General features: G+C 34.1%; 26 protein-coding genes and 1 pseudogene. 17 read left to right on the top strand and 10 right to left on the bottom strand.

Annotated features, from left to right (window positions below):
- Nucleotides 1-32 precede the first annotated feature (32 nt).
- Nucleotides 33-1,103 carry an NAD(P)H-dependent flavin oxidoreductase gene (locus tag BHX94_RS04795; RefSeq protein WP_111745144.1) on the bottom strand — a complete coding sequence of 357 codons (1,071 nt, stop codon included), beginning with the start codon at nucleotides 1,101-1,103 and terminating at the stop codon, nucleotides 33-35.
- Nucleotides 1,104-1,231: 128 nt separating this feature from the next.
- Between BHX94_RS04795 and BHX94_RS04790 the strand changes: the two genes are divergently transcribed.
- A complete protein-coding gene (locus tag BHX94_RS04790; protein ID WP_199798139.1) occupies nucleotides 1,232-2,449 on the top strand; it encodes a YncE family protein in 1,218 nt (405 codons plus the stop codon).
- Between the two features lie 52 nt (nucleotides 2,450-2,501).
- Nucleotides 2,502-3,455, top strand: coding sequence for a magnesium/cobalt transporter CorA (gene corA / locus BHX94_RS04785; RefSeq protein WP_111745143.1), 954 nt, complete (start codon nucleotides 2,502-2,504; stop codon nucleotides 3,453-3,455).
- A gap of 52 nt (nucleotides 3,456-3,507) precedes the next feature.
- Here the strand turns inward: corA and cspD (BHX94_RS04780) are convergent, their stop codons facing one another.
- The 6 genes from cspD (BHX94_RS04780) to BHX94_RS04755 form a co-directional block, all read right to left on the bottom strand.
- Nucleotides 3,508-3,708 carry a cold-shock protein CspD gene (cspD, locus tag BHX94_RS04780; RefSeq protein ID WP_096077388.1) on the bottom strand — a complete coding sequence of 67 codons (201 nt, stop codon included), beginning with the start codon at nucleotides 3,706-3,708 and terminating at the stop codon, nucleotides 3,508-3,510.
- A 263-nt stretch (nucleotides 3,709-3,971) separates the two neighbouring features.
- Nucleotides 3,972-4,190, bottom strand: coding sequence for a hypothetical protein (locus BHX94_RS04775; RefSeq protein ID WP_111745142.1), 219 nt, complete (start codon nucleotides 4,188-4,190; stop codon nucleotides 3,972-3,974).
- A gap of 194 nt (nucleotides 4,191-4,384) precedes the next feature.
- Complete coding sequence (gene cspD / locus BHX94_RS04770; protein WP_096077388.1) at nucleotides 4,385-4,585, bottom strand: cold-shock protein CspD; 201 nt, start codon at nucleotides 4,583-4,585, stop codon at nucleotides 4,385-4,387.
- Between the two features lie 353 nt (nucleotides 4,586-4,938).
- Nucleotides 4,939-5,139 (bottom strand): cold-shock protein, encoded by a 201-nt coding sequence (locus BHX94_RS04765; RefSeq protein WP_096077387.1) that lies wholly within the window; start codon nucleotides 5,137-5,139, stop codon nucleotides 4,939-4,941.
- Between the two features lie 271 nt (nucleotides 5,140-5,410).
- Nucleotides 5,411-5,809: a hypothetical protein gene (locus tag BHX94_RS04760; RefSeq protein ID WP_111745141.1), complete on the bottom strand. Its 399-nt coding sequence runs from the start codon at nucleotides 5,807-5,809 to the stop codon at nucleotides 5,411-5,413.
- A gap of 101 nt (nucleotides 5,810-5,910) precedes the next feature.
- Nucleotides 5,911-6,852: a DMT family transporter gene (locus BHX94_RS04755; protein ID WP_111745140.1), complete on the bottom strand. Its 942-nt coding sequence runs from the start codon at nucleotides 6,850-6,852 to the stop codon at nucleotides 5,911-5,913.
- A gap of 367 nt (nucleotides 6,853-7,219) precedes the next feature.
- Here BHX94_RS04755 and BHX94_RS04750 point away from each other — a divergent pair, with 367 nt between their 5' ends.
- Both BHX94_RS04750 and BHX94_RS04745 read left to right on the top strand, forming a co-directional pair.
- Complete coding sequence (locus BHX94_RS04750; protein ID WP_111745139.1) at nucleotides 7,220-7,783, top strand: winged helix-turn-helix domain-containing protein; 564 nt, start codon at nucleotides 7,220-7,222, stop codon at nucleotides 7,781-7,783.
- 117 nt (nucleotides 7,784-7,900) lie between these two features.
- Entirely contained in the window at nucleotides 7,901-9,085 is a 1,185-nt protein-coding gene (locus tag BHX94_RS04745; protein WP_111745138.1) for an MFS transporter, read from the top strand.
- A gap of 8 nt (nucleotides 9,086-9,093) precedes the next feature.
- Here BHX94_RS04745 and BHX94_RS04740 read toward each other — a convergent pair whose 3' ends face one another.
- From BHX94_RS04740 to BHX94_RS04735, 3 genes and pseudogenes are all read right to left on the bottom strand, one after another.
- The gene (locus tag BHX94_RS04740; RefSeq protein WP_111745137.1) at nucleotides 9,094-10,332 is read right to left on the bottom strand and encodes an acetylornithine deacetylase; all 1,239 of its coding nucleotides are present in this window, start codon (nucleotides 10,330-10,332) and stop codon (nucleotides 9,094-9,096) included.
- 92 nt (nucleotides 10,333-10,424) lie between these two features.
- Entirely contained in the window at nucleotides 10,425-10,541 is a 117-nt protein-coding gene (locus BHX94_RS13185; protein ID WP_379875210.1) for a hypothetical protein, read from the bottom strand.
- Between the two features lie 11 nt (nucleotides 10,542-10,552).
- Nucleotides 10,553-10,732 (bottom strand): annotated as a pseudogene (locus tag BHX94_RS04735) (DUF1761 family protein); the annotation flags it as partial.
- A 161-nt stretch (nucleotides 10,733-10,893) separates the two neighbouring features.
- Here BHX94_RS04735 and BHX94_RS04730 point away from each other — a divergent pair.
- The 13 genes from BHX94_RS04730 (at nucleotide 10,894) to lpdA (ending at nucleotide 21,455) form a co-directional block, all read left to right on the top strand.
- Nucleotides 10,894-11,496, top strand: coding sequence for a Type 1 glutamine amidotransferase-like domain-containing protein (locus BHX94_RS04730; RefSeq protein ID WP_170120765.1), 603 nt, complete (start codon nucleotides 10,894-10,896; stop codon nucleotides 11,494-11,496).
- Nucleotides 11,497-11,543: 47 nt separating this feature from the next.
- Nucleotides 11,544-11,774, top strand: coding sequence for a VOC family protein (locus tag BHX94_RS04725; protein ID WP_111745134.1), 231 nt, complete (start codon nucleotides 11,544-11,546; stop codon nucleotides 11,772-11,774).
- A gap of 315 nt (nucleotides 11,775-12,089) precedes the next feature.
- A complete protein-coding gene (locus BHX94_RS04720; protein ID WP_165958656.1) occupies nucleotides 12,090-12,965 on the top strand; it encodes an ABC transporter ATP-binding protein in 876 nt (291 codons plus the stop codon).
- A complete protein-coding gene (locus BHX94_RS04715; protein ID WP_111745132.1) occupies nucleotides 12,952-13,689 on the top strand; it encodes an ABC transporter permease in 738 nt (245 codons plus the stop codon). Before BHX94_RS04720 ends, BHX94_RS04715 begins: the two co-directional genes overlap by 14 nt.
- On the top strand, nucleotides 13,690-14,760 hold the full coding sequence (locus tag BHX94_RS04710) for a sensor histidine kinase (RefSeq protein WP_111745131.1): 1,071 nt from the start codon (nucleotides 13,690-13,692) through the stop codon (nucleotides 14,758-14,760). It begins immediately after the preceding gene.
- A complete protein-coding gene (locus tag BHX94_RS04705; protein ID WP_170120779.1) occupies nucleotides 14,754-15,353 on the top strand; it encodes a response regulator transcription factor in 600 nt (199 codons plus the stop codon). Before BHX94_RS04710 ends, BHX94_RS04705 begins: the two co-directional genes overlap by 7 nt.
- 113 nt (nucleotides 15,354-15,466) lie before the next feature.
- Nucleotides 15,467-15,775 (top strand): ArsR/SmtB family transcription factor, encoded by a 309-nt coding sequence (locus BHX94_RS13085; RefSeq protein ID WP_096077374.1) that lies wholly within the window; start codon nucleotides 15,467-15,469, stop codon nucleotides 15,773-15,775.
- Between the two features lie 2 nt (nucleotides 15,776-15,777).
- Nucleotides 15,778-16,125, top strand: coding sequence for an arsenite efflux transporter metallochaperone ArsD (gene arsD, locus BHX94_RS04695; RefSeq protein WP_111717341.1), 348 nt, complete (start codon nucleotides 15,778-15,780; stop codon nucleotides 16,123-16,125).
- Between the two features lie 12 nt (nucleotides 16,126-16,137).
- Nucleotides 16,138-17,856, top strand: a complete 1,719-nt coding sequence (gene arsA, locus BHX94_RS04690) for an arsenical pump-driving ATPase (protein WP_111745130.1) — start codon at nucleotides 16,138-16,140, stop codon at nucleotides 17,854-17,856.
- Nucleotides 17,856-19,148 (top strand): arsenic transporter, encoded by a 1,293-nt coding sequence (locus tag BHX94_RS04685; protein WP_165958660.1) that lies wholly within the window; start codon nucleotides 17,856-17,858, stop codon nucleotides 19,146-19,148. The genes arsA and BHX94_RS04685 overlap by 1 nt, the downstream gene beginning before the upstream one ends.
- 7 nt (nucleotides 19,149-19,155) lie before the next feature.
- On the top strand, nucleotides 19,156-19,557 hold the full coding sequence (arsC, locus tag BHX94_RS04680) for an arsenate reductase (thioredoxin) (protein WP_096077371.1): 402 nt from the start codon (nucleotides 19,156-19,158) through the stop codon (nucleotides 19,555-19,557).
- A 1-nt stretch (nucleotide 19,558) separates the two neighbouring features.
- Complete coding sequence (locus tag BHX94_RS04675; protein ID WP_111745128.1) at nucleotides 19,559-19,744, top strand: helix-hairpin-helix domain-containing protein; 186 nt, start codon at nucleotides 19,559-19,561, stop codon at nucleotides 19,742-19,744.
- 349 nt (nucleotides 19,745-20,093) lie between these two features.
- Complete coding sequence (lpdA, locus tag BHX94_RS04670; RefSeq protein WP_111745127.1) at nucleotides 20,094-21,455, top strand: dihydrolipoyl dehydrogenase; 1,362 nt, start codon at nucleotides 20,094-20,096, stop codon at nucleotides 21,453-21,455.
- The last annotated feature ends 3 nt before the right edge of the window (nucleotides 21,456-21,458 follow it).

Raw genomic sequence — 21,458 nt, 5'->3', positions numbered from 1 at the left:
AGCTCTCGAAAGAGAGATTTTTTTTGCGGATTTTATATATTATTCATTTTAAAATCCAGTATTAACTGATCGATATGTGCTACGATTTCTTTAAATAAACCTTGTGCATTGACTTTCTTGGCAAGTGTAGGTGCCTGACCGCACCACATATGAAGAAGACCGGTATCACCGTTCTTAGCTGCACTTTGACGAATACTCGTCGTTAAATCATTTTGAAGCGGATAAGGCAGTATACTGACGTCACTAGCTTCTAAATCATTAATAAAATTATTTTCTATACCACGCGCACTTTTTCCGCTGAATATTTTAGTTACTGTTGTATCTTCAGGTTGAGCATGAATGATTGCTTCTTTATGCACGTTTGGTGCTTTACTTTCATGTGTTGTTAAGAAAGCAGTCCCCATTTGCACACCGCTTGCGCCTAACATCAGTGACGCAAGTATACCGCGCGCATCCATTATTCCACCTGCTGCAATTACAGGGATAGACACGCTATCTACAATTTGAGGAATCAATGCCATTGTGCCGATTGAACGCGTTTTTGTAAACGCCCCTTTGTGGCCACCTGCTTCATATCCTTGCGCGACCACCATATCTAATCCACTTTGTTCGATCATTCTCGCTTCTTCAACTGAACTTGCGGTACCGATTGTAATAATACCTTTCTTTTTTAATTCGTTAATCAAGCTTTGGGAAGGTATGCCAAATGTAAAGCTTGCAACTGGAACTTCCATATCCATTAACAACTGAATTTTATCAAGAAAAGTTTGCTCAGAATGTGTTTTAACATCCGCTGTCTTTAAATCATATTTATCATAATAAGGTTTGAGTTCCTTTTGCATTTTTTCTATATCACTATCATTGTATCGTATATCTTCTGGCACAAACAAATTGACAGCGAATGATTTATTGGTAAGATTGCGAATAGTTTTAATTTCATCTCTTAAGTTATCAAGTGTCATATATCCTGCACCAATGGTTCCTAAACCACCCTCATTACTTATTGCTGCGACGAGTTCGGGTGTCGTGCTTCCTGCCATACCTGCCTGGACGATTGGATATACAATGCTTAATTGATCAGACAAACGCGTACTGTTCCACATATCATTCACCCCTTTGTTATCATACTGTTACTATAACATATTAGTAAATTGAAACTAAATTTTTCAATGTGACATTACTTAATTTATGCTATATTTAAATAAAAAATGGAAAAGAAGAGGAGAACATTATGCGTGCGATTCAATATTTAATGTTATCAGCAATGATACTCGTGGCTGGATGTACAAACGAAGAAAAGAAAACAACCGAGGAATCAACAAAAACAGAACAAACGACTAAAGAAAACAAAGCAGAAAAAGTGACGACTGAATCAAAAGATTCGTCTGAAGAAGATGTGACCGCAGATCAAATTGATAAAGATAGACCTGCATCTCATACAACAACGATGAAATTAATCGATACGATTAGCGAAGGACCAATTACCCCAAAATCAGTTGTCGCGAATAATAAAGGTCAAGTTATTGCAAACAATATGATGTATCAGCATACAATTACAGTTTATGATGCGAAATCACGTAAACTCATTAAAAAGTTATCTGATACCGTAGACTTTAAAAAGTTTGGTATAGAAGGTTTTGATAAACCTGTAAGTGGTGCACCAGTTGAAGCAGTTTGGACAGAAGATGGTAAGTATGCATATGTATCTCAATATCAATTAACAGACCATGGTGCAGAAGCAGAAGATATGTGTTCAGCAGGTAAAGCAATCGCAGAATCTGTAGTATATCGTTATAATGCTGAAAAGCAAGATTGGGATCAGGTCATTCAAGTTGGACGCGTACCAAAATATGTAGCACTTACTCAAGATAATTCAAAATTACTGGTATCTAACTGGTGTGATAAATCTTTATCAGTAGTAGATACTAAGACAGCTAAACAAACAGAACAAATCCCTTTAAATGCAATGCCACGTGGAATTGTATCACTTCCAGATAATAAAACAGCTTACGTTACAGCGATGTTCTCTAATGAAATTTATAAAGTGAATTTAGAAACAGGTAAAAGTGAAATGATTCTGCAGACAGGACAAAGACCACGTCATTTAGTACTTGATAATCAAGGGAAGACAATCTATATTACAGTGGCTGGTGCTAATGAACTATTAAAATATGATGTTGCAACAGATAAAGTTATTGCACGTGCTACTACAGGAAAAGAGCCACGTTCAATGGCGATTTCACCAGACAGTACAGCTGTATATATCGTTAATTACGATGAAAATACAGTATCAAAGTTTGATACGAAGACGTTGAAAGAAATTACACGTGTGGAAGCTGGGTTCCATCCGATTGGTATCACTTATGAAAATACGACAGGTGATGTATGGGTAGCGAACTATGGCGGTACAATCTCTGTTTATGATGATAAAGTATCGCTAGTAAAATAGCTTTGATCTTTTTATATTCTATTAAAGAATATATATATAAGGGAGGGAGAACATGGCATTAAGCATTTTGTATCATGACGATAATAAATTAAAACGTGTTAATACAATAGATGACCTGCCAAAAGATGCTCCATTTATTTGGTTTGATTTTGAAGGGGCAAATGAAGAAGAGAGTGAACTTTTTAAACAACACTTTGATATTAATGGATTAACGATAGAAGATGTCATACATAGTAACTCTAGACCGAAATATAAAAACTATAACGCATATGAGTATTTAGTGTTCCAGAAGTTTGAACGTGATACTTATGAAGCAGAAACGATTAACGTTCTCTTGAAAGATAATGTATTTATTACTTATCACGATGAAGATATTGAAGCCACAGATGAAATAGATGCTTTAGCCAAAGAATTAGAAGAAGAAGCACCAAGTAATTTAACACCAAAAGTAGCAGCAATGATGTTACTTGATAAGATAGTAGATTTCTATACGGAAACTGTAGAATCTATAGAAGAAAAAGTACTAAGTTTTGAAAAGAGACATTCTACTGATAAAAAACAACACTACATTATGGATGATATCTTTGACTTAAGAGCAAAATTGATTCGTATCAAAGGGATTATCGTACCAATGAGTGAACTGGTAGATGAATTAGAACGTGATCAGCATATGATAGAAACAGAACACGATCATCATTATATTCACCATATTCAGGACCATATGATTAAGCAGAAGAATATTATAAAAAATTCTCAGGAACTCACGGATGAAATAAGAAATAACTATGAATCATATAACAATTACAGAATGAACCGTGTTATGCAGATGCTAACCCTCGTATCAACTGTATTTTTACCATTGACATTGATTGCAGGTATTTATGGGATGAACTTTGAGTACATGCCGGAACTTAAATGGAAATATGGATATTTTACAGTACTGATAGTAATGGCGTTACTATTAGTAGTAAGTATGGTGTATTTTAAAAAGAAGAAGTGGTATTAAATATCTTCAAAAAAAATAAGCCCCTTGAGGGCTTATTTCTTCACATTAAATATTATAATTTAACGATGTTAGCAGCTTGAGGTCCACGTTGACCTTCTTCGATATTGAATTCAACTGCTTGACCTTCTTCTAAAGATTTGTAGCCGTCTCCTTCGATAGCACTGAAGTGAGCGAATACGTCGTCTCCACCTTCAACTTCGATGAATCCAAAACCTTTTTCTGCGTTAAACCATTTAACTGTACCTTGTGTCATAATAATGACCTCCAATAAATTATTAAATAATATCTAATGTTTTACATAATAAAACTTCACATATTTCAAAAAGCAAACCCTTAACACGATTACTTTTTGTAATAGGTGAAGTTCTTACGTTTCTTGCATATGTTCGATATATTTGACTTAAGTATATAACGGATATCATGATTTGTCAATGCATTTGTAACTTTAGTTTATTTTCACCTGGTAAGGCTGCTATAAATGCATGGATTTACTTCTTACATAAAGCCTTTTTTTTCTTAATTGTAACTATAAAGCAACACGATTAAAGTTGCGCCTAAGTAGATGGGTTCAGGCACATCATGAATAATATTGAATGGTTTGGAAGTATCAAGTGTTAATAGTTTATAAAATGAAAAGATGAACAGGATCCCGATAACATAATCGAACGCTTTAGCATATGCAGAATTTCCGATCATTCTTTTCTTACTATCCACTGGATGTTTTGCTTTAAACATCTTTGTTTGACCAAATATTTTATATTTAAAAAGTTCAAATAAGATGAATATTAATATAACAGTGCCAGCAAGTAATTCCTCATAAAAACACTTCTTTATGGTTTTTTATACCAATAATGTTAACATATGAATGAGGCATTCTCAATAAACAAAAAAAATAAACCCCTTGAGGGCTTATTTCTTCACATTAAATATTATAATTTAACGATGTTAGCAGCTTGAGGTCCACGTTGACCTTCTTCGATATTGAATTCAACTGCTTGACCTTCTTCTAAAGATTTGTAGCCGTCTCCTTCGATAGCACTGAAGTGAGCGAATACGTCGTCTCCACCTTCAACTTCGATGAATCCAAAACCTTTTTCTGCGTTAAACCATTTAACTGTACCTTGTGTCATAATAATGACCTCCAATAAATTATTAAATAATATCTAATGTTTCTCTTACAAAGAAAAATTCACATATTACAAAAAGTCTCGACTTAACACGATTACTTTTTGTAATATGTGAAGAAGCTTTGTTTGTTGCATATGTCCGATATATTTGACTTAAGTATATAACGGATATTCGTATAAGTCAAACGTATGTTCTTGTGGTTTGGTCTTATTATCTCGTTAAAGCGCTTAGGTATCGCTTATAAAGAGTAAAAAATTTATTTTTATTTATTAAAAAGGGATCAATAATAGACAGAAAAGTGAAATTAAAGATAAAAAAATAAGCCCCTTGAGGGCTTATCTTTAAACATTAAATATTATAATTTAACGATGTTAGCAGCTTGAGGTCCACGTTGACCTTCTTCGATATCGAATTCAACTGCTTGACCTTCTTCTAAAGTTTTGTAACCTTCACCTTGAATAGCGCTGAAGTGAGCGAATACGTCGTCTCCACCTTCAACTTCGATGAATCCAAAACCTTTTTCTGCGTTAAACCATTTAACTGTACCTTGTGCCATAATATAATGACCTCCAATAAATTATTAAATAATATCTAATGTTTTACAAAGAAAACACTTCACATATTACAAAAAGTGTTGTCTTACATTATTACTCTTTGTAATGATGTGAAGAGCCTTAATTTCTTGCATATGTACGATAGTATTTGACTTTATTATATAATGATTTATTACAATTGTCTAGTATTTATAGTCACTTTAATACAATATGAGTAAAATAAGAATTTATTTTACGTGTATTGAGGCATATATTAGGAGAATTGAAATTGGTTTATTGTGCCAGGTGGTGCTGTAAATATTCGATAAAATGAATGAAACCATGTTGCTCAACTGTCATATCGTATGCATAATCAGCGCCATGAGAAGCATCATGATTTTCTAATAAAGCTTTTAAGTGAATCGTAATATCGATAGTTGTTTCATGAATATTCTTGATATCGATATATAATGATGGTTCTATAAAATGATATTTACCTGTGTTTAATGATTGAAGGCGACTGAGTATAATCAGATCTTCTTCATATAATATATGTTTAAATTGTAAGTTGCTATGCCCATTAATAAAAGCAATTTCAAATTTCGCTACTTTTGGATCATGTTCAATGCTGTAAACTTTATAAATCATTGACGTACTATTATTGATATCCATTAAAGGAAGCGTGTTATTCATCATGATCACCTCAAAACAATTATAGCAAAATCTGTAATATAAAAGAAAATGATTTTATAGTGTTGATGGCTTAAGATTTCTTATCCTTAATAAAAATATCTTTAAAAAAGTCTGATCATCACTACAGCACATACTAATAAACCTAATCCCAACATTTGAACACGAGTGATTGGGACTTTTTTTGCGCCAAGTAAACCAAACATATCAATCAATACACTGCATAAAATCTGGCCGAATAAACAGATTACAACAACGAGTCCAGTTCCGATAATCGGTACAAGATAAGCCATAATTAACACGAAGAATGCGCCGAGAATACCACCACACCAAATCCATTTCGGTTTATCATTACCCAGTGCTAGTTTGAAGTTGCCTAGTTGTCTAAAAACCACTGCAACGATGATAAATAAAATCGTTGTACCGACAAGGAATGATATGAAAGCTGCATGAATTGCTGAATCAAGCAAACCGCCTAAATGTCCGTTAATAGCAGATTGACTAGCCATAAGCATACCTGCTACAATCCCTAAAATTTGAAACGGCAATTTATTGCCACCTTCAGTTGAGACATTTGAGTTACTATGTTTCTTTCTCAAATAATCAGGTAAAACGATCACACAGAAGACACCAAGCATTAAAATAATGATGCCGATGAATCTAAGCAATGTAAAACTTTTCTCTGGAGAGAAGAACAATCCAAAATGGTCGATTAACATACTCATCATAATCTGACCCATAATTGGCAGAACTACAGTCTGTACACCACCAAGTTTAGGGAAGAGCAGTATATTAGTGGTTAAGCCCATGACCCCTAATAAACCACCCATCCAGATCCAGAAAGGATTATCCTGGAATGTGGATAAAGGTATCATCACACTATGCTTTGTTGCAAGTGTCATTATCAATAAAAAGGTCGTTCCCACTAAAAATGAAATAAATGATGCCATAAAAGGGGATAATACGTATGTACGTAATCTTGAATTAACAGCTGTCTGAATAGGCATCATCAACCCGATTGCAAAGGCTAACAAAATATAAATCATAACAACACTCCTATATATTAATAAAATTATCATACATGATTTATGTGTAAATAACATAGTGAAGGGTATTAATAATTTCAGTTAATTAAATGTGGAGGTAACGAGAGAATATAGAAGATCAGAAAGTACATATATAGAAAGTGCTGGACAAGGTATTGACGGAAAAAGTAAATAAACAATTCTTACAATCCAATTAATGAATTAATACATATATGAGACACAAAAGTTTTTAGAGCGGTATTGATTCTAATATTAATCATGTTAATTTATTTCTATCATTAAAAGTGCTGATCTCAATTAGAGCTTTTATTTTTTTCTCCATTTTTATGTTAAAATTATTTTAAACGATAAAGCTGTAGGTGAGAAAATGGCAAATGAATTACTGAAAATATTAATTGATGAAAAAGCGAATCAAATCATTCAGTTGACACGAGAAAAAGCGATGACAACAAAAGAAATTGCAAAAGCTTTAGATGTAAAAACATCAAATCTTTATTATCCTATCAAGAAACTGATGGAAGTTGAAGCGTTAAAAATAGTTGAAGAAAGACAGATCAAGAATATGACGGAGTATTACTATTCAAGTGAACACTTAAATAAATCACCAATTAATTTTGATTTTCCATCGATAAAAGAAAACTTCGATACTATATTAGCATTCTATACGCTAGAAGTTCAGAAAGTATTTGATGCGCTCAAACGAGATGTTGATGAATATGGTGAATTGTCAGAAGAGGAATTAAAGAAAATCGAGACACCAAACAGTGCTCAAATGTCTAATTTAGAAGTAGAATTACCATACGAACAATGGATGGAATTAATGAATGAGATGAGAGCATTAAGTCAAAAATATGAAGAAAAGTATAAAAATTTAGAACACAAAAATTTATATCAAATTCAATTGTCGTCGTATAAAGATGAAACTGAGTAGAGTAGCATAGGCTGCTCTACTTTTTTTGTATATTAAAATAGTCTGATAATTATTATTGACTTATTTATTTTTATCAGTAAAATATATTTTAACGATAAAAATAATGGGAGTGATAATATGTCGAACAAAAATTACCTTTTAACAGGAAGGCTCATTTCAGCGTTAGGTGATTCAATTTATTCAGTAGCAATTATGTGGTATATCTTTGATGTGACAAAAGATGCCTTTATAACGAGTGTCACATCAGCAATTATCTTTACACCAGGTATTCTTTCTGCTTTTGCTGGCCCGGTAATTGATCACTTCAATCGCAAGAAGATGATGCTAATAGCACAAATCTTGCAACTATTTATTATGATCTTTATTGCAGTGATGTTCTATTTGAATCTTATGCCTATAAGTGTTTTATTGTTCAGTCTGTTCATCTTAGGATTAATTGAAGTGGTAGAAGGTAATGCGGAAAGTGCATTGTCTCCTTTAGTGATGGAAGAAGATGAACTTATTGGATATAACAGTTTTGTAAGTACAGGTTCGACGATTATAGGTGTCATTGCAAAATTAATAACAGTTTGGCTAGTCATGAAAGCTGGTATAGAAAGTGTGTATTTTCTAAATGCAGTGACATTCTTCTTAGCTGTGCTATTCTTCGCCAAGATTAAATATAACCATATTGATAACGGCGTATTTAATACTGAAATTTACAGAACTTCTATAACTGAAGGATGGAAATATTTCGTGGGTAATAAATTGTTTTTATTTACCTTACCTGCTATGATCGCAAACTTTACAGGGAGCATGACCAATGCGATATTGCCGGCATTTACTTATAGTAGAGGTGGAGATTATGCATATGGCTATTATTTAACCGCGAGTGTTGTCTTTGCATTAATAGGTTCACTCATTACTCCTAAATTTAAAGATGTAGATATCAACAAGATATTAATGATTTCTCCATTGGTATCTGGTGTGTGTATGATACTTACAGCTGTTGTTCCAAATTATTATGTCTCAATTTTCTTTTATGGTTTAATGACATTACCGATTATGGTGCTAAATATCAGTATGTTTACTTATATTCAGAAGATGGTTGATAATAAAGTGTTAGCACGTGTAGGCACTATAATGAATGCACTATGTATGGTTGCTATGCCTGTGGGATCATTGCTCGGAGGCGTTGTGGCAAAACAATTTGGTGTAGATGTGCCGATTTATATTTCAGGCATTGGATTTATGAGTTTAACAGTGGTGTTTCTGTTGCTACAGCGTAAAGGTGGTAAGATTGATATACAAAAAGCCGTCTAAGTTTATACTCAGACGGTCTGTGCTTTTGGTGACTGATACCATTGTTTAAGAAATGCATACAATACTTGAGAGAATCGCTCTAACTCTGTTGCACTAATTCTTTCATCCACGCTATGTGCTTCAGATAATTGTCCCGGCCCATAAAGAATCGTCGGTATACCGAAGTCTGCTAACCATCCACCATCTGTGACAGTTGAGCTCATTTCGTGTTTTAGAGGTGTATTGAATACTGATTGATGAGAATTCGCTAGGAGTTCGTACCCTGGATGGTCTGTAGGTACTGTAAAACTTGGGAAGATTTCTCCTTTATCTTCAATCATAGAAGAGCCACCCCACTCAAAAGAAAGGGGATTGTCTCTTAACCATATATCAGCATCGGCTACTTTATTTAAGTAATCTTCAATTTCTTTCGTAATATCATGATAATTTTCTTCCGGTAAATAATGTACTGTTATCCAGAGTTTACATTCATCTGCAATAAAGGCTGGATGTCTGCCACCTTCAATGACAGCCGGGTTAATCGTATTTGCACCTGCTGGCATTCCTGGACTTGATTTCATTACAGCCCAGTGCTGTTCAAGTTCTCTTAAAGCGGTGATAACTTTCATCATTTTTTCGATTGCACTGGCCCCAAATAAACCACCGCCTGCATGGATGGTATTTATTCTTGCTCCGTCGTGGATGGTATTATTGCTTTTAACAGTAATCCATCCTGTAATAACGCCACCTTGACCTTGTGCTACACAGTCACTTGTGTCTAATACCAGTGCTAAATCAGCTTTAGAAGAATGTTCGCAGGCAGTTTTTGTGCCGGCTTCTCCAACTTCTTCACCGACGACTGAATGAACGATAATATCTCCTTTAGGCTGAATGTTTTCTTGTGATAGTCTTTCCAATACATAAAATAATGCACTCATGCCACCCTTCATATCGCTGACACCACGACCGTATAACCAGTCATCAACTTGAGTGAGCTGAAATGGCGGATATGACCATTCATCTTCGGTGACTTCAGCGACGTCAACATGTCCATTTAATATTAATTTTGGAGCATTTGCATCCGTACCTTTTAATGTCGCAACGATTACGGAATCATTTTTATATAGTGGAATTCTTTCAATTTGAAAGTTAAGGTTTTTTAGTAGCTGCTCAATTTCATTTTGTAGTGGGTCTGTATTTCGTGCTGGAGGGCTTTCTGTATTATAACTGATCAATAAATCGAGTATGTCGTAAAAACGTTTTTCCAATTCAATCACTCCTTCATCGTGTTGATTTAAGTATAACAACGAATAGGATGAATTTGGAAATGAAAAGGGATGTTCGAAGACAACCCTTATTTTCATCGTTCTAATTTGTTTAGTTGCATCGGGTAGAAGGCTTTACTCATAAATTTAGCAACTGGATTCCCTTTACCATTTGAAATACCTTGCTTACCGCCTTCAAGCATTTCTTTGATAGTAATATCAGAATCAATATACTTACCGTCTTTGTAAAAATAAATACAGAACTTAAGCTACCGGCTGCTTTAATTTGTTCGTCTGTAATTCCGACTTCTCGTTGCCATAACTTACCGAATAAAACAGTATACCAAAGTGCGCCGACCATAAAGGTTAAAGCACCGGCAATGATTGCTGCTAATATACTCAAGCATAAGTAATCTCCATAAGTTTATTCAATTTAATCTTAAACGATATTTAAGAAATTAGCTAAAGGAAAGTGAGAAGTTACACTGATAGGGATGATTGCGGTTGTGTTTGGATGGAAAAATTGAGAAGTATCACTTATATTTTAGAAAAGGAGGGATGGCAGTGGTCGTATTAATATCTGGTGGAGGAACAAAAGAAAGTAATATTATTGTTAATCAATATTTTGCCGATTTAATTAATAAAGGTTCTGTACTGTATTTCCCAAATGCAGGTGATGAATTGATTAGGACTTATCAAGAAAGCTATAAGTATGTTAAAGATATGTTTGAAAGTGTAGGGATTCGTAACATCGATCTATGCGTTGATTTCAATCAAATTACACAAGAAATATTGGTCCAATATGATGCCATTTATATAAGTGGTGGATCTATATCTAAGTTAGTTGGTGAAATGAGGATAGCAGGTATCGTAGATTTAATTTTTAATTTTGAGAAAGAAAATGTGATTTATGGACAAAGTGCCGGGGGAATATCATTAGGCAAAGATGTATCATATTTTGAAGAAGCAAAAAATACGGTACCGTTAGGATTAATTGACTATGCGATTACCTGTCATTATAAAGATGAATATTATGAAAGAGTACTTAAAGGAATTAAAATAAATACATATTGCATTCGTGATAATGAAGCAATACTTTTTGATAGAGATGATGTTAAATTCATCAATGGAATTTCATTATATATAGAAAAAAATAATTTTGAATAATTTTACTTAAATTATATACCCTATTTGATATTTTAGGTGAACGTTTTATGATTAGTGATTCTTGGGGACAACATGAAGTGAACAATGAAGGGACATCGGTTTGTTTCACATTTGATGGGAACAATGAAGAAGATGTTAAGAAAGTAACAGATTTCTACCATAAAGCGATTGAAGTGGGTTGTAAAGAAGCGATGCCGCTTGGTCAAACTGAATGCTCTAAATTATATGGTTATTTTAATGATCCGTTCGGTGTAACTTCGATGATTAATGCTTGTTAATAATTTGGAATGCTTTCTCTGTTGGGAGGAAGTATTTTTTTGTGAAGATTTATCGGTCAAGAAATCTGAAAAACGGGCCAAACCTCAAAATGATGGCCGATAAATCGAAAATATCGGCCAAGAAATCTGAAAAACAGGCCAAACCTCAAAATGATGGCCGATAAATCCAAAATATCGGCCATGAAATGCTCAACAATACAACGCTCTACACCCTCCTCTCCATCTTTATGACAAATGTCATCTCAATTTCATGATGTATGTGAATTATCATAGAAAGCTCTTTCCTGTTTAATGGAGATAAGGAGGGAGATAACAATGATTACGATTCACAACTTAAGTAAAGATATCGGTAAGAAACATATTTTAAAGCATATCAATCTAACGATTAATAAAGGTGATGCAATCGCATTAGTAGGTCCGAATGGTGCGGGTAAATCGACGTTAATTGATTGTTTGTTAGGCAATAAGAAATTAACTTCAGGTGATATTGATGGCCAGCAATTGATATTGGATCACACAAAAACAAGTGTTTTATATCAACAGACATATTTTACACCGAATATGAAGGTTTATCAGATCATTGAACTATTTCAGAATCTTTATCCGAATGCTTTGACCAAAGAAGAGATAAAAGCCATTACATTATTTGATGATGCATTATTAAACACGGAAGCAGAGAAAATTTCAGGTGGTCAAAAGCGTATTTTAGATGTTGCACTAACTTTAATCGGACGTCCGGAGTTTATTATTTTAGATGAACCGACTGTAGGAATGGACACTTCGACACGCAGAAGATTTTATGATTTAATCAAAACGTTAAAAGCAGAAGGCAAAACGATTTTATTTACATCGCATTACATAGAAGAAGTTGAAAGCTTATCTGATCGTATTGTTGTACTGCACAAAGGTGAAATTATACGTGATTCAACGCCACGTGCTCTAAGAGAAGAATCTACTCAGAAACAAATCGTATTACCGAAGAAATATGAGAATGTCACGAAACAAATTTCTGATATTGCATTCTCAAAAATTGAGGGTGAATATATTATGATTCATACTTCACAAATTGATGAAGTGATTAATATAGTGATAAACAATCATATTAGTTTCGAACATGTTGAGATTACAAACGAGTCATTATTAGATAGAGTATTTAAAGTTGTGGAGGAGGAGCGTCATGAAACAGTTTAAAGCGATGTTAAAGTATGAAATGATTGATTTAAGTCAACGTAAAAGTGTATTTATTTTATCTACTTTATTGCCGGTGATCTTTTTCTTAGTGTTTTCTTCTATGATGAAGATACCAGACAAAGATATTCAGCAATTCTTTGTGCGTGATTATATGTTATCAATGACGACATTTAGTCTGACAAGCTTTGCAATATTTACTTTTCCATTAGAGATGATCAATGACAAAGAGAAAGGTTGGAGTAGAGCACTATTTCGCACACCGCTTAATCCATTTTATTATTATGTATGCAAAGTGGTAAAAATATTGATGATGTATATGTTATCGATATTAATCGTATTTTTAGTTGGTTATTTTATCAAAGGTGTGAATATGAGTTTAACAGAATGGTTAGTAAGTTACGCAGGACTTTTGTTTGGTGGCATTATATTTCTAACACTTGGTATCTTATTATCTCAATTTAAAGATACACAGAAAGTAAGTACTTTCGGTAATATTCTGTATTTAGGATTAGCAATGCTGGGTGGACTGTGGTTTCCGGTAAGGACATTTCCCGAGTGGTTGCAACCAATCGCTAAACTCACGCCAACATATAACTTTAAGAATATTGCAGCTGGACAATTCGAAAAGCGTTATCCTTTTGAATCAGCTGGTATTTTACTAATATATGCAGTTATATTTATAATGATAAGTATATGGATGAGAAGGAGATCGGAAGTGATTTAATTGAACTGGATTTATAATAAAATATTACAGTACGGAACGTCTTTAATATTTCTGATATTTCCGATAACTGAGATGCTTGCTACAGAAGAAATCAGCTGGAAATTATTCAAATTGTTCTTTATTTTACTGTATATTTTTTCGGCAGTATTTATGATGAATAGCAATACAAGTAAATATATACCTATTGTAATTGGATGTTTACTTATTTCGATTACTGTGTTTGTTCATTTTTGTAATTTCGGTAACTTATTGTTTTATTTATTCCCTATCTCATATATACCATATGTACTTGGAAAAAGAGTGAATTCTCTGTATGGGAAAATAACACTAGGTAGTTTCGTGCTCAACTATATTGCAATTTGTGTGCAAAACTATGCATATGGCATGGAACTCATTCCACATTTTTTCTTTGTATTGATGATGGCAGTTTCAATGGACTATTTTGCTGAACATTCTCGTAAAATATATGAACTAAACATTAAGAATGAAAAGCTTGCTTTGCTTTCTACACAAATTGAACGTAATCGTATTTCTCAGGATTTACATGACTCACTCGGCCAGGTGTTTAGTACATTGGCAGTCAAATCTGAACTTGCATTGAAATTAATTGAGAAATATCCTGATATAGCAAAAGATGAATTGCAGGAAATTCACTCGCTATCACAGGAATCTTTATATAAAGTAAGGTCAATCATTGAAGATATTAAATCGACTACAATTGAGGACGAAGTTGTACAAGTTGAGAAAATACTGAGAGATGCAAATATTGAATTTGAGAGAAAGGTTCATTACGAGTCTGTTGATGAAATTCAGCAACATGAAGTCAGTATGCTGATTAAAGAATTGATTAATAATGTCATTAAACATAGTGAGGCAACGAAAGTTCAACTTCTTATTGATCAAGTTGATAACATATTAAATTTATCATTGAGTGATAATGGTAAAGGATTATCAAATAGTATGAGTTTAAAAAGTATCGAAGCGCGGGCGCAGGCAATGGATGGTATCGTGAAAACGAAAAGCTTAAATCCAGGACTTGGCATATATGTCACAGTAGAGGTGAAATCATGAAATTACTACATGCAGAAGACCAAAGTATGTTACGTGAAGCAATGAAGAAACTGTTGGTGATTAGTGGTACGTTTGATGAAATTGTAAGTGTTTCTAATGGTGCAGAAGCAATCAATGTTATTGATGACTCATTTGATATTGCATTGCTTGATATTGAAATGCCTGAGCAGAGTGGATTAGATGTGCTAGCTTATATTCGAGAACAAAAGTTAGATGTAAAAGTAATTATAGTCACAACATTTAAACGCCCTGGTTATTTTGAACGTGCTGTAAATTTAGATGTGGACGCATATGTATTAAAAGAACGCTCAGTAGATGAACTTACAGAGACGATTCATTCTGTCATGCAGGGAAAAAAAGAGTATAGCCCGGAACTACTCCCATTAATGCTCACTAAAAATCCATTAACTGATAAGGAACAGGAGATATTAAAGTTAATAGGAGAAGGATTGACGAGTAAAGAAATCAGTCAAAAGTTATTTTTGAGTGATGGCACCGTCCGTAATTATACGAGCATTATTTTAGAAAAACTCGGAGCAGATAACAGAGTACTTGCATGGAAGATGGCAAAAGAATTGGGATTTATAGACTGAAGACTGTAAAAAATGCAGTCTTCTTTATTTTTAATTTAAATATAGACAATCATCTATATTCGATATATACTAAACTTGAATATAGACAACCATCTATATAAAGAGGTGAAACGATGGATTATGAATATTTGGCTAAGCTGTTGAAAGTATTATCGGATAAGAATCGTCTGGAAATTGTGGATTTACTGAGCTGTGGTCCGTTATGTGCATGTGATATTTTAGAGCATTTTGAATTCTCGCAACCGACGTTATCGCATCATATGAAACAATTGAAACAAAGCGGTATCGTAACGAGTTGGAAAGAGGGTACGAACGTGATGTATGCTAACAACTTAGAGGTCATCGAGCAAATCGTCAATTTACAAAATCAAATCTTCGTACCACATCAAAATTGTGTGTGCAAAACAAATGAGGAGTGTTAATTATGGTAGAAATTAAATTATTTGAACCAGCGATGTGTTGTTCTTCAGGTGTATGTGGCCCATCTCCTGATCAGGAACTGATTCGAGTGAATGGTGATATTGAAAAGATGAAACAAAATGGAATTAAAGTATTACGTTACAACTTAACGAGCGCGCCGAATGCTTTTGTGCGACATGAAGCAATCATGACATTAATCAAAGATAAAGGTGAAGCGATCATGCCAATCACGATGATTAATGACGAAGTTGTCAAAACAGGTAGCTATATGACAACAGATGAAGTATTAGATATTATCGTAGTTCATGATTTACAAAATAACTGTTGTGCCCCTGGAGATAACTGCTGTTAGGAGTGAAGTATCATGCAAAAATTTAATCCAAATGCTATATCTTTAACAAAATATTTATTCTTTACGGGTAAGGGTGGTGTCGGTAAGACATCAATTTCGAGTGCGCTTGCTGTCTATTTAAGTGAACAAGGCAAGCGAGTGGCACTCGTTAGCACAGACCCTGCGAGTAATTTGCAGGATATATTCGAAATGGACTTAACGAGCGAATTAACTCAAGTGCCATCATTACAAAATTTATATGTAGCGAACTTCGAACCTATTGAAGCGGCTGAAAAATACAAACAATCTGTCATCAAACCATATATCGGAGTCCTTCCAGAGTTTGCGATAAAAAACATGGAAGAACAATTAAGTGGTTCATGTACTGTAGAAGTTGCAGCTTTCAATGAGTTTACTGCCTTTCTGGCAAATAGAGATTATGCAGAACAATTTGATCATATTATCTTTGATACAGCTCCGACAGGTCATACGTTAAGGATGCTCGAACTGCCTGATGCATGGTATTCATTTATTGAATCATCAACGCATGAAGCATCGTGTCTTGGACAACTTTCGGGTTTATCGGACAACAAACAAATATACTTAGAAGCAGTTAATAAATTGAAAGATACCAGTTTAACAACGATGATGTTTGTTGCTCGTGGTGATCAGCACAGCATTCATGAATTAATACGTGCAATGGATGAATTACGCGATTTAAATATTACCAATGACATGGTTATTATTAATGGCATCATCGAAAATCCAACGAGTAATCTCGCGCGTCAAAAAGCGAATAAAGAACAATCAGTTCTAAAACAATTTGAAGATTTTCTAAATCAAGTGCCGACCTATTACGTACCCATGAAACAGTTTAATATTTTCGGGATTGAAGCGATGAAACAAATGTTCACTGATGACACTTCAATCAACAATCATGAAAGTGTTGTTTTAGATAAAGGGTATTCAATAGATGAACTCGTTAACAAAATGATTAAAGATAATAAACGTTTCATCTTTACGATGGGTAAAGGTGGTGTAGGTAAGACAACAATTGCCAAAATAATCGCGAAACGCTTAGCTAGGCAGGATAAGTCTGTCTTATTGGCAACTACTGACCCGGCAAATATTTGGTATGATACTGAATCAAACGACCGAGTTACAGTGAAATATATTGATGAAGTAGAAGCATTACGTGAGTATGAAGCAGAAGTATTAGCTGCTGCAGAACATCTATCTCAAGATCAAATTGATTATATTAAAGAAGACTTACGAAGTCCTTGTACTCAAGAAATAGCATTTTTCAGAGCTTTTAGTGATTTTATTGCAGACAAATCACATGATATTGTTGTAATTGACACCGCACCAACTGGACATACACTATTACTGCTAGATGCTTCACAAAGCTATCATAAAGAGGTAGAACGAAACACGAATGTTCTACCAAGTTCTGTATCAGATTTATTGCCGAGTATAACGAATAATGATTTAACTGAAATGGTCATTGTGACACTCGCTGAACCTACGCCTATTAAAGAAGCAGAGCGTTTGAAAGTAGATTTAGAACGCGCCGGTATCAATCAGCGTATGTGGGTCGTAAATAATACAATCGCTGCACAAGCAGATACGCACGATATGTTTGATAGCAAAATTCAGGAAGAACGTAAACAAATCAATAAACTAATAGCACATCAGCCGTTTGTAGCGATACAACCTTATGATGTCAATATAGAAGAGGTAGCAGAAATATGATAACAGCCATTGCGATTGCAATATTCTTAATAACTTTAACATTGGTCATCTGGCAGCCGAAGAATCTTTCAATTGGATATTCTGCTGTAGGTGGCGCCATACTGGCTCTTATTTTTGGCGTTGTGGATTTCAACGATGTCATTGATGTAACGAACATCGTTTGGAATGCAACATTTACATTTATCGCAGTGATATTAATCTCGCTCATACTAGATGAAATAGGTTTCTTTGAATGGGCAGCATTGCATATGACGCATCTAGCAAAAGGGAATACCTTTAAAATGTTTGTTTACGTATGCATATTAGGTGCGATCGTTGCAGCATTTTTCGCAAATGATGGTGCAGCTTTAATTCTTACACCGATTGTGCTGGCGATGGTGCGTAACTTAAACTTCAACGAAAAGATGGTCTTTCCTTTTATTATTGCGTCAGGATTTATCGCTGATACAACAAGTTTACCGTTAGTTGTAAGTAACCTTGTCAACATCGTATCAGCTGATTATTTTGATTTATCATTTATGGAATATGCAAAACATATGTTTCTACCGAACATATTCAGTTTAATTGCAAGTATCACAGTGCTCTGGTTATACTTTAAGCGTAATATACCAGCAACTTATGATAAGGATACGTTACGTCAACCGAAGTCAGCAATTAAAGATATGAAATTATTTAAGATGTCGTGGATTGTACTGGCGATTCTATTAATAGGATATTTAGTGAGTGACTTTATTAACTTCCCCGTAAGTATTATTGCATCACTCATTGCTTTTATCTTTATTATATTCGCAAGACAAAGTCCAGCTGTAAACACAGGCAAAGTAATTAAAGGTGCACCGTGGGCAATCGTCTTCTTCTCAATCGGCATGTATGTTGTCGTATATGGGCTAAAGAATGTAGGACTGACAAGTTTACTCGCAGGTGTAATCGATAATATTACACAAACGAATTTATTTGGTTCAATTATGGGTATGGGCTTCTTATCAGCAATACTCTCATCTATTATGAACAATATGCCAACCGTATTGATTGATTCAATCGCAATTAAACAAAGTCAGGCATCAGGGATGCTTCAAGATGCTTTAGTATACGCTAACGTTATCGGATGTGATTTAGGACCTAAGATTACGCCAATCGGAAGCCTTGCAACGTTACTCTGGTTACACGTGTTGAGTGGTAAAGGTGTAAAGATTTCTTGGGGAACGTATTTTAAAACAGGCATCGTCATTACAATTCCCGTATTGTTTGCGACACTTGTAGGACTTTATATATCAATGAGATTATTTGGATAAAAGGAGAATGATTATGACTAAAACAATCTATTTTTTATGTACAGGAAATTCTTGCCGTTCACAGATGGCAGAAGGGTTCGGAAAAGAATATTTACCTGAATGGAATGTATATTCTGCAGGAATTGAATCACACGGAGTAAACCCAAAAGCTATTGAAGCAATGAAAGAAGTAGGTATTGATATTTCAAACCATACATCAGATGTTATTGATAAAGACATCTTAAATAATGCAGACTTAGTTGTAACACTATGTGATCATGCAAAAGATGTATGTCCGGTTACACCACCACATGTACGTACTGAGCATTGGGGATTTGAAGATCCTGCTGGACAAGACTGGTCAGTATTTCAGCGAGTACGTGATGAAATTGGAACACGTATCAAACACTTTGCTAAAACAGGTGAATAAAATGGATCTACCAAAGATCAGCAAACCAGCACTGCGCGCCCTTAATAGTATCAATGTGAAGACAATGGAAGATGTTACGAAATATAGTGAAGCTGAACTGCTGGAGTTACATGGATTTGTCCCAAAAGCCATTCGTATTTTAAGAGAGGATATGGATGAGCAGGGATTGAAATTTAAGGATGAATAAATATATAGGATATGCACCGTTCAAATTTGAACGGTGCATTTTTTGTGTAAGAAATATCACACTTTTTATAAATTTTCACAAATATATTATTACTAGATACTATAAATAGAGACTAGAATTTATTGATTAGACACTAATTTATTTTGAATGTATAAATCGAAAAAAGAACATTTTATATGGATAATGAATTTACTTAATATACACTTTGTGAAAATGAAATTTAAGTTGTATTTTTGAAAATTTTTCTTGTGAATATTTCGTCATAAAATAGATACAAAATATTCTGACAAATTAATTGTAAACGTTTGCAATTAGAGTTAAAATGAAATTGTGAATAGAGGAAGAGGTGATGATATTGAAATATAATTACGATGTTGCAGTGATTGGTGGAGGTCCTGGTGGTTATGTTACTGCCATACGTCTCGCACAATACAAAAAGAACGTAGTTCTATTCGAAGGGGAAAGTCTTGGTGGAACATGTCTTAACGTAGGTTGTATACCTTCAAAAGCAATGCTCAGAATTTCAGAAGTGATGTCAATCGTAAAACAAGCAGAAAAGTTTGGTATTTCAGCGGAAGATGTACAGCTTGATTACTCAAAAGTTAAGGCATACAAAGATGAGGTTGTGTCACAACTTGTGAATGGTGTCGGTTATTTACTGAAGAAAAATGGAGTAGAAGTGATTGAGGATTTCGTTACAGAGATTAAAGGGCATGATATATCATACAGCGATGGAAATATCTCAGCGCAAAATATTATTTTAGCAACAGGTTCGAAACCTTTTATACCGCCTATTGATGGCATTGATAATATTAACTATGACACAACAGATACAATCTTTAGCTGGGAAGCATTACCGAAGTCTTTAGTTATTATTGGTGGAGGCGTTATTGGTGTAGAAATGGCACAAGCATTTGCACCCCTTGGAACGAAAGTGACGCTTGTAGAAGTGGCAGATGATATTTTAATGACTGAGGATGTAGAAGCCCGTAAACTCGTGAAGAAACATTTAAAAAAAGAAGGTATCACTATTATCACAAATGCAAAAATTGAGTCGATTGAAAATGGGAAAATCAAAGTTGGTAAAGAGTCAATTTCATTTGAAAGATTACTTGTGGCAACGGGTCGTAAAACGAATTTAGAACTTGCGGATAAATTAGGGCTAAAACGCACTGAAAATAATAAATTTATCGAAGTAAATGATTTTATGCAAACTTCACAAAAACACATTTATGCCATTGGTGACATTATTCCAGGTTATCAACTTGCACATGCTGCAAGTCACGAAGGATTTGTTGCAGCTGATCATATAGTTAATAATAATCCGCGCAAATTAGATCAAACAAAAGTACCACGTTGTGTGTATACAACACCTGAAATCGCTTCATTTGGCTTAAGTGAAGAACAAGCAAAAAAAGATTATGATGTAAAAGTTTCATCTTATAACCTCGCTGGCAACGGTAAAGCAATTTCATATGGAGATTCTACGGGATTTGTAAAAGTCATTAGTGAAAAGAAATACGGTGAAATTCTCGGTGCAGTTATTTGTGGTGCGCATGCAACAGAACTCATAAGTACTATCTTAGCTGTAAAAAATGCTGAAGGTACGATGGATGAATTATCTCATCAAATCTTTGCACATCCTACAGTTTCAGAATCAATTGGAGAAAGTGCTGAAGATTACTTTGGTCTAAGTATTCATCAGCCATAAAAG

It is taken from the genome of Macrococcoides bohemicum (genome assembly GCF_003259675.1).
Taxonomy (GTDB): Bacteria; Bacillota; Bacilli; order Staphylococcales; family Staphylococcaceae; genus Macrococcoides; species Macrococcoides bohemicum.
Note: the sequence above shows the minus strand (reverse complement) of the source record. Positions and strands in the feature narration are given on the sequence as shown.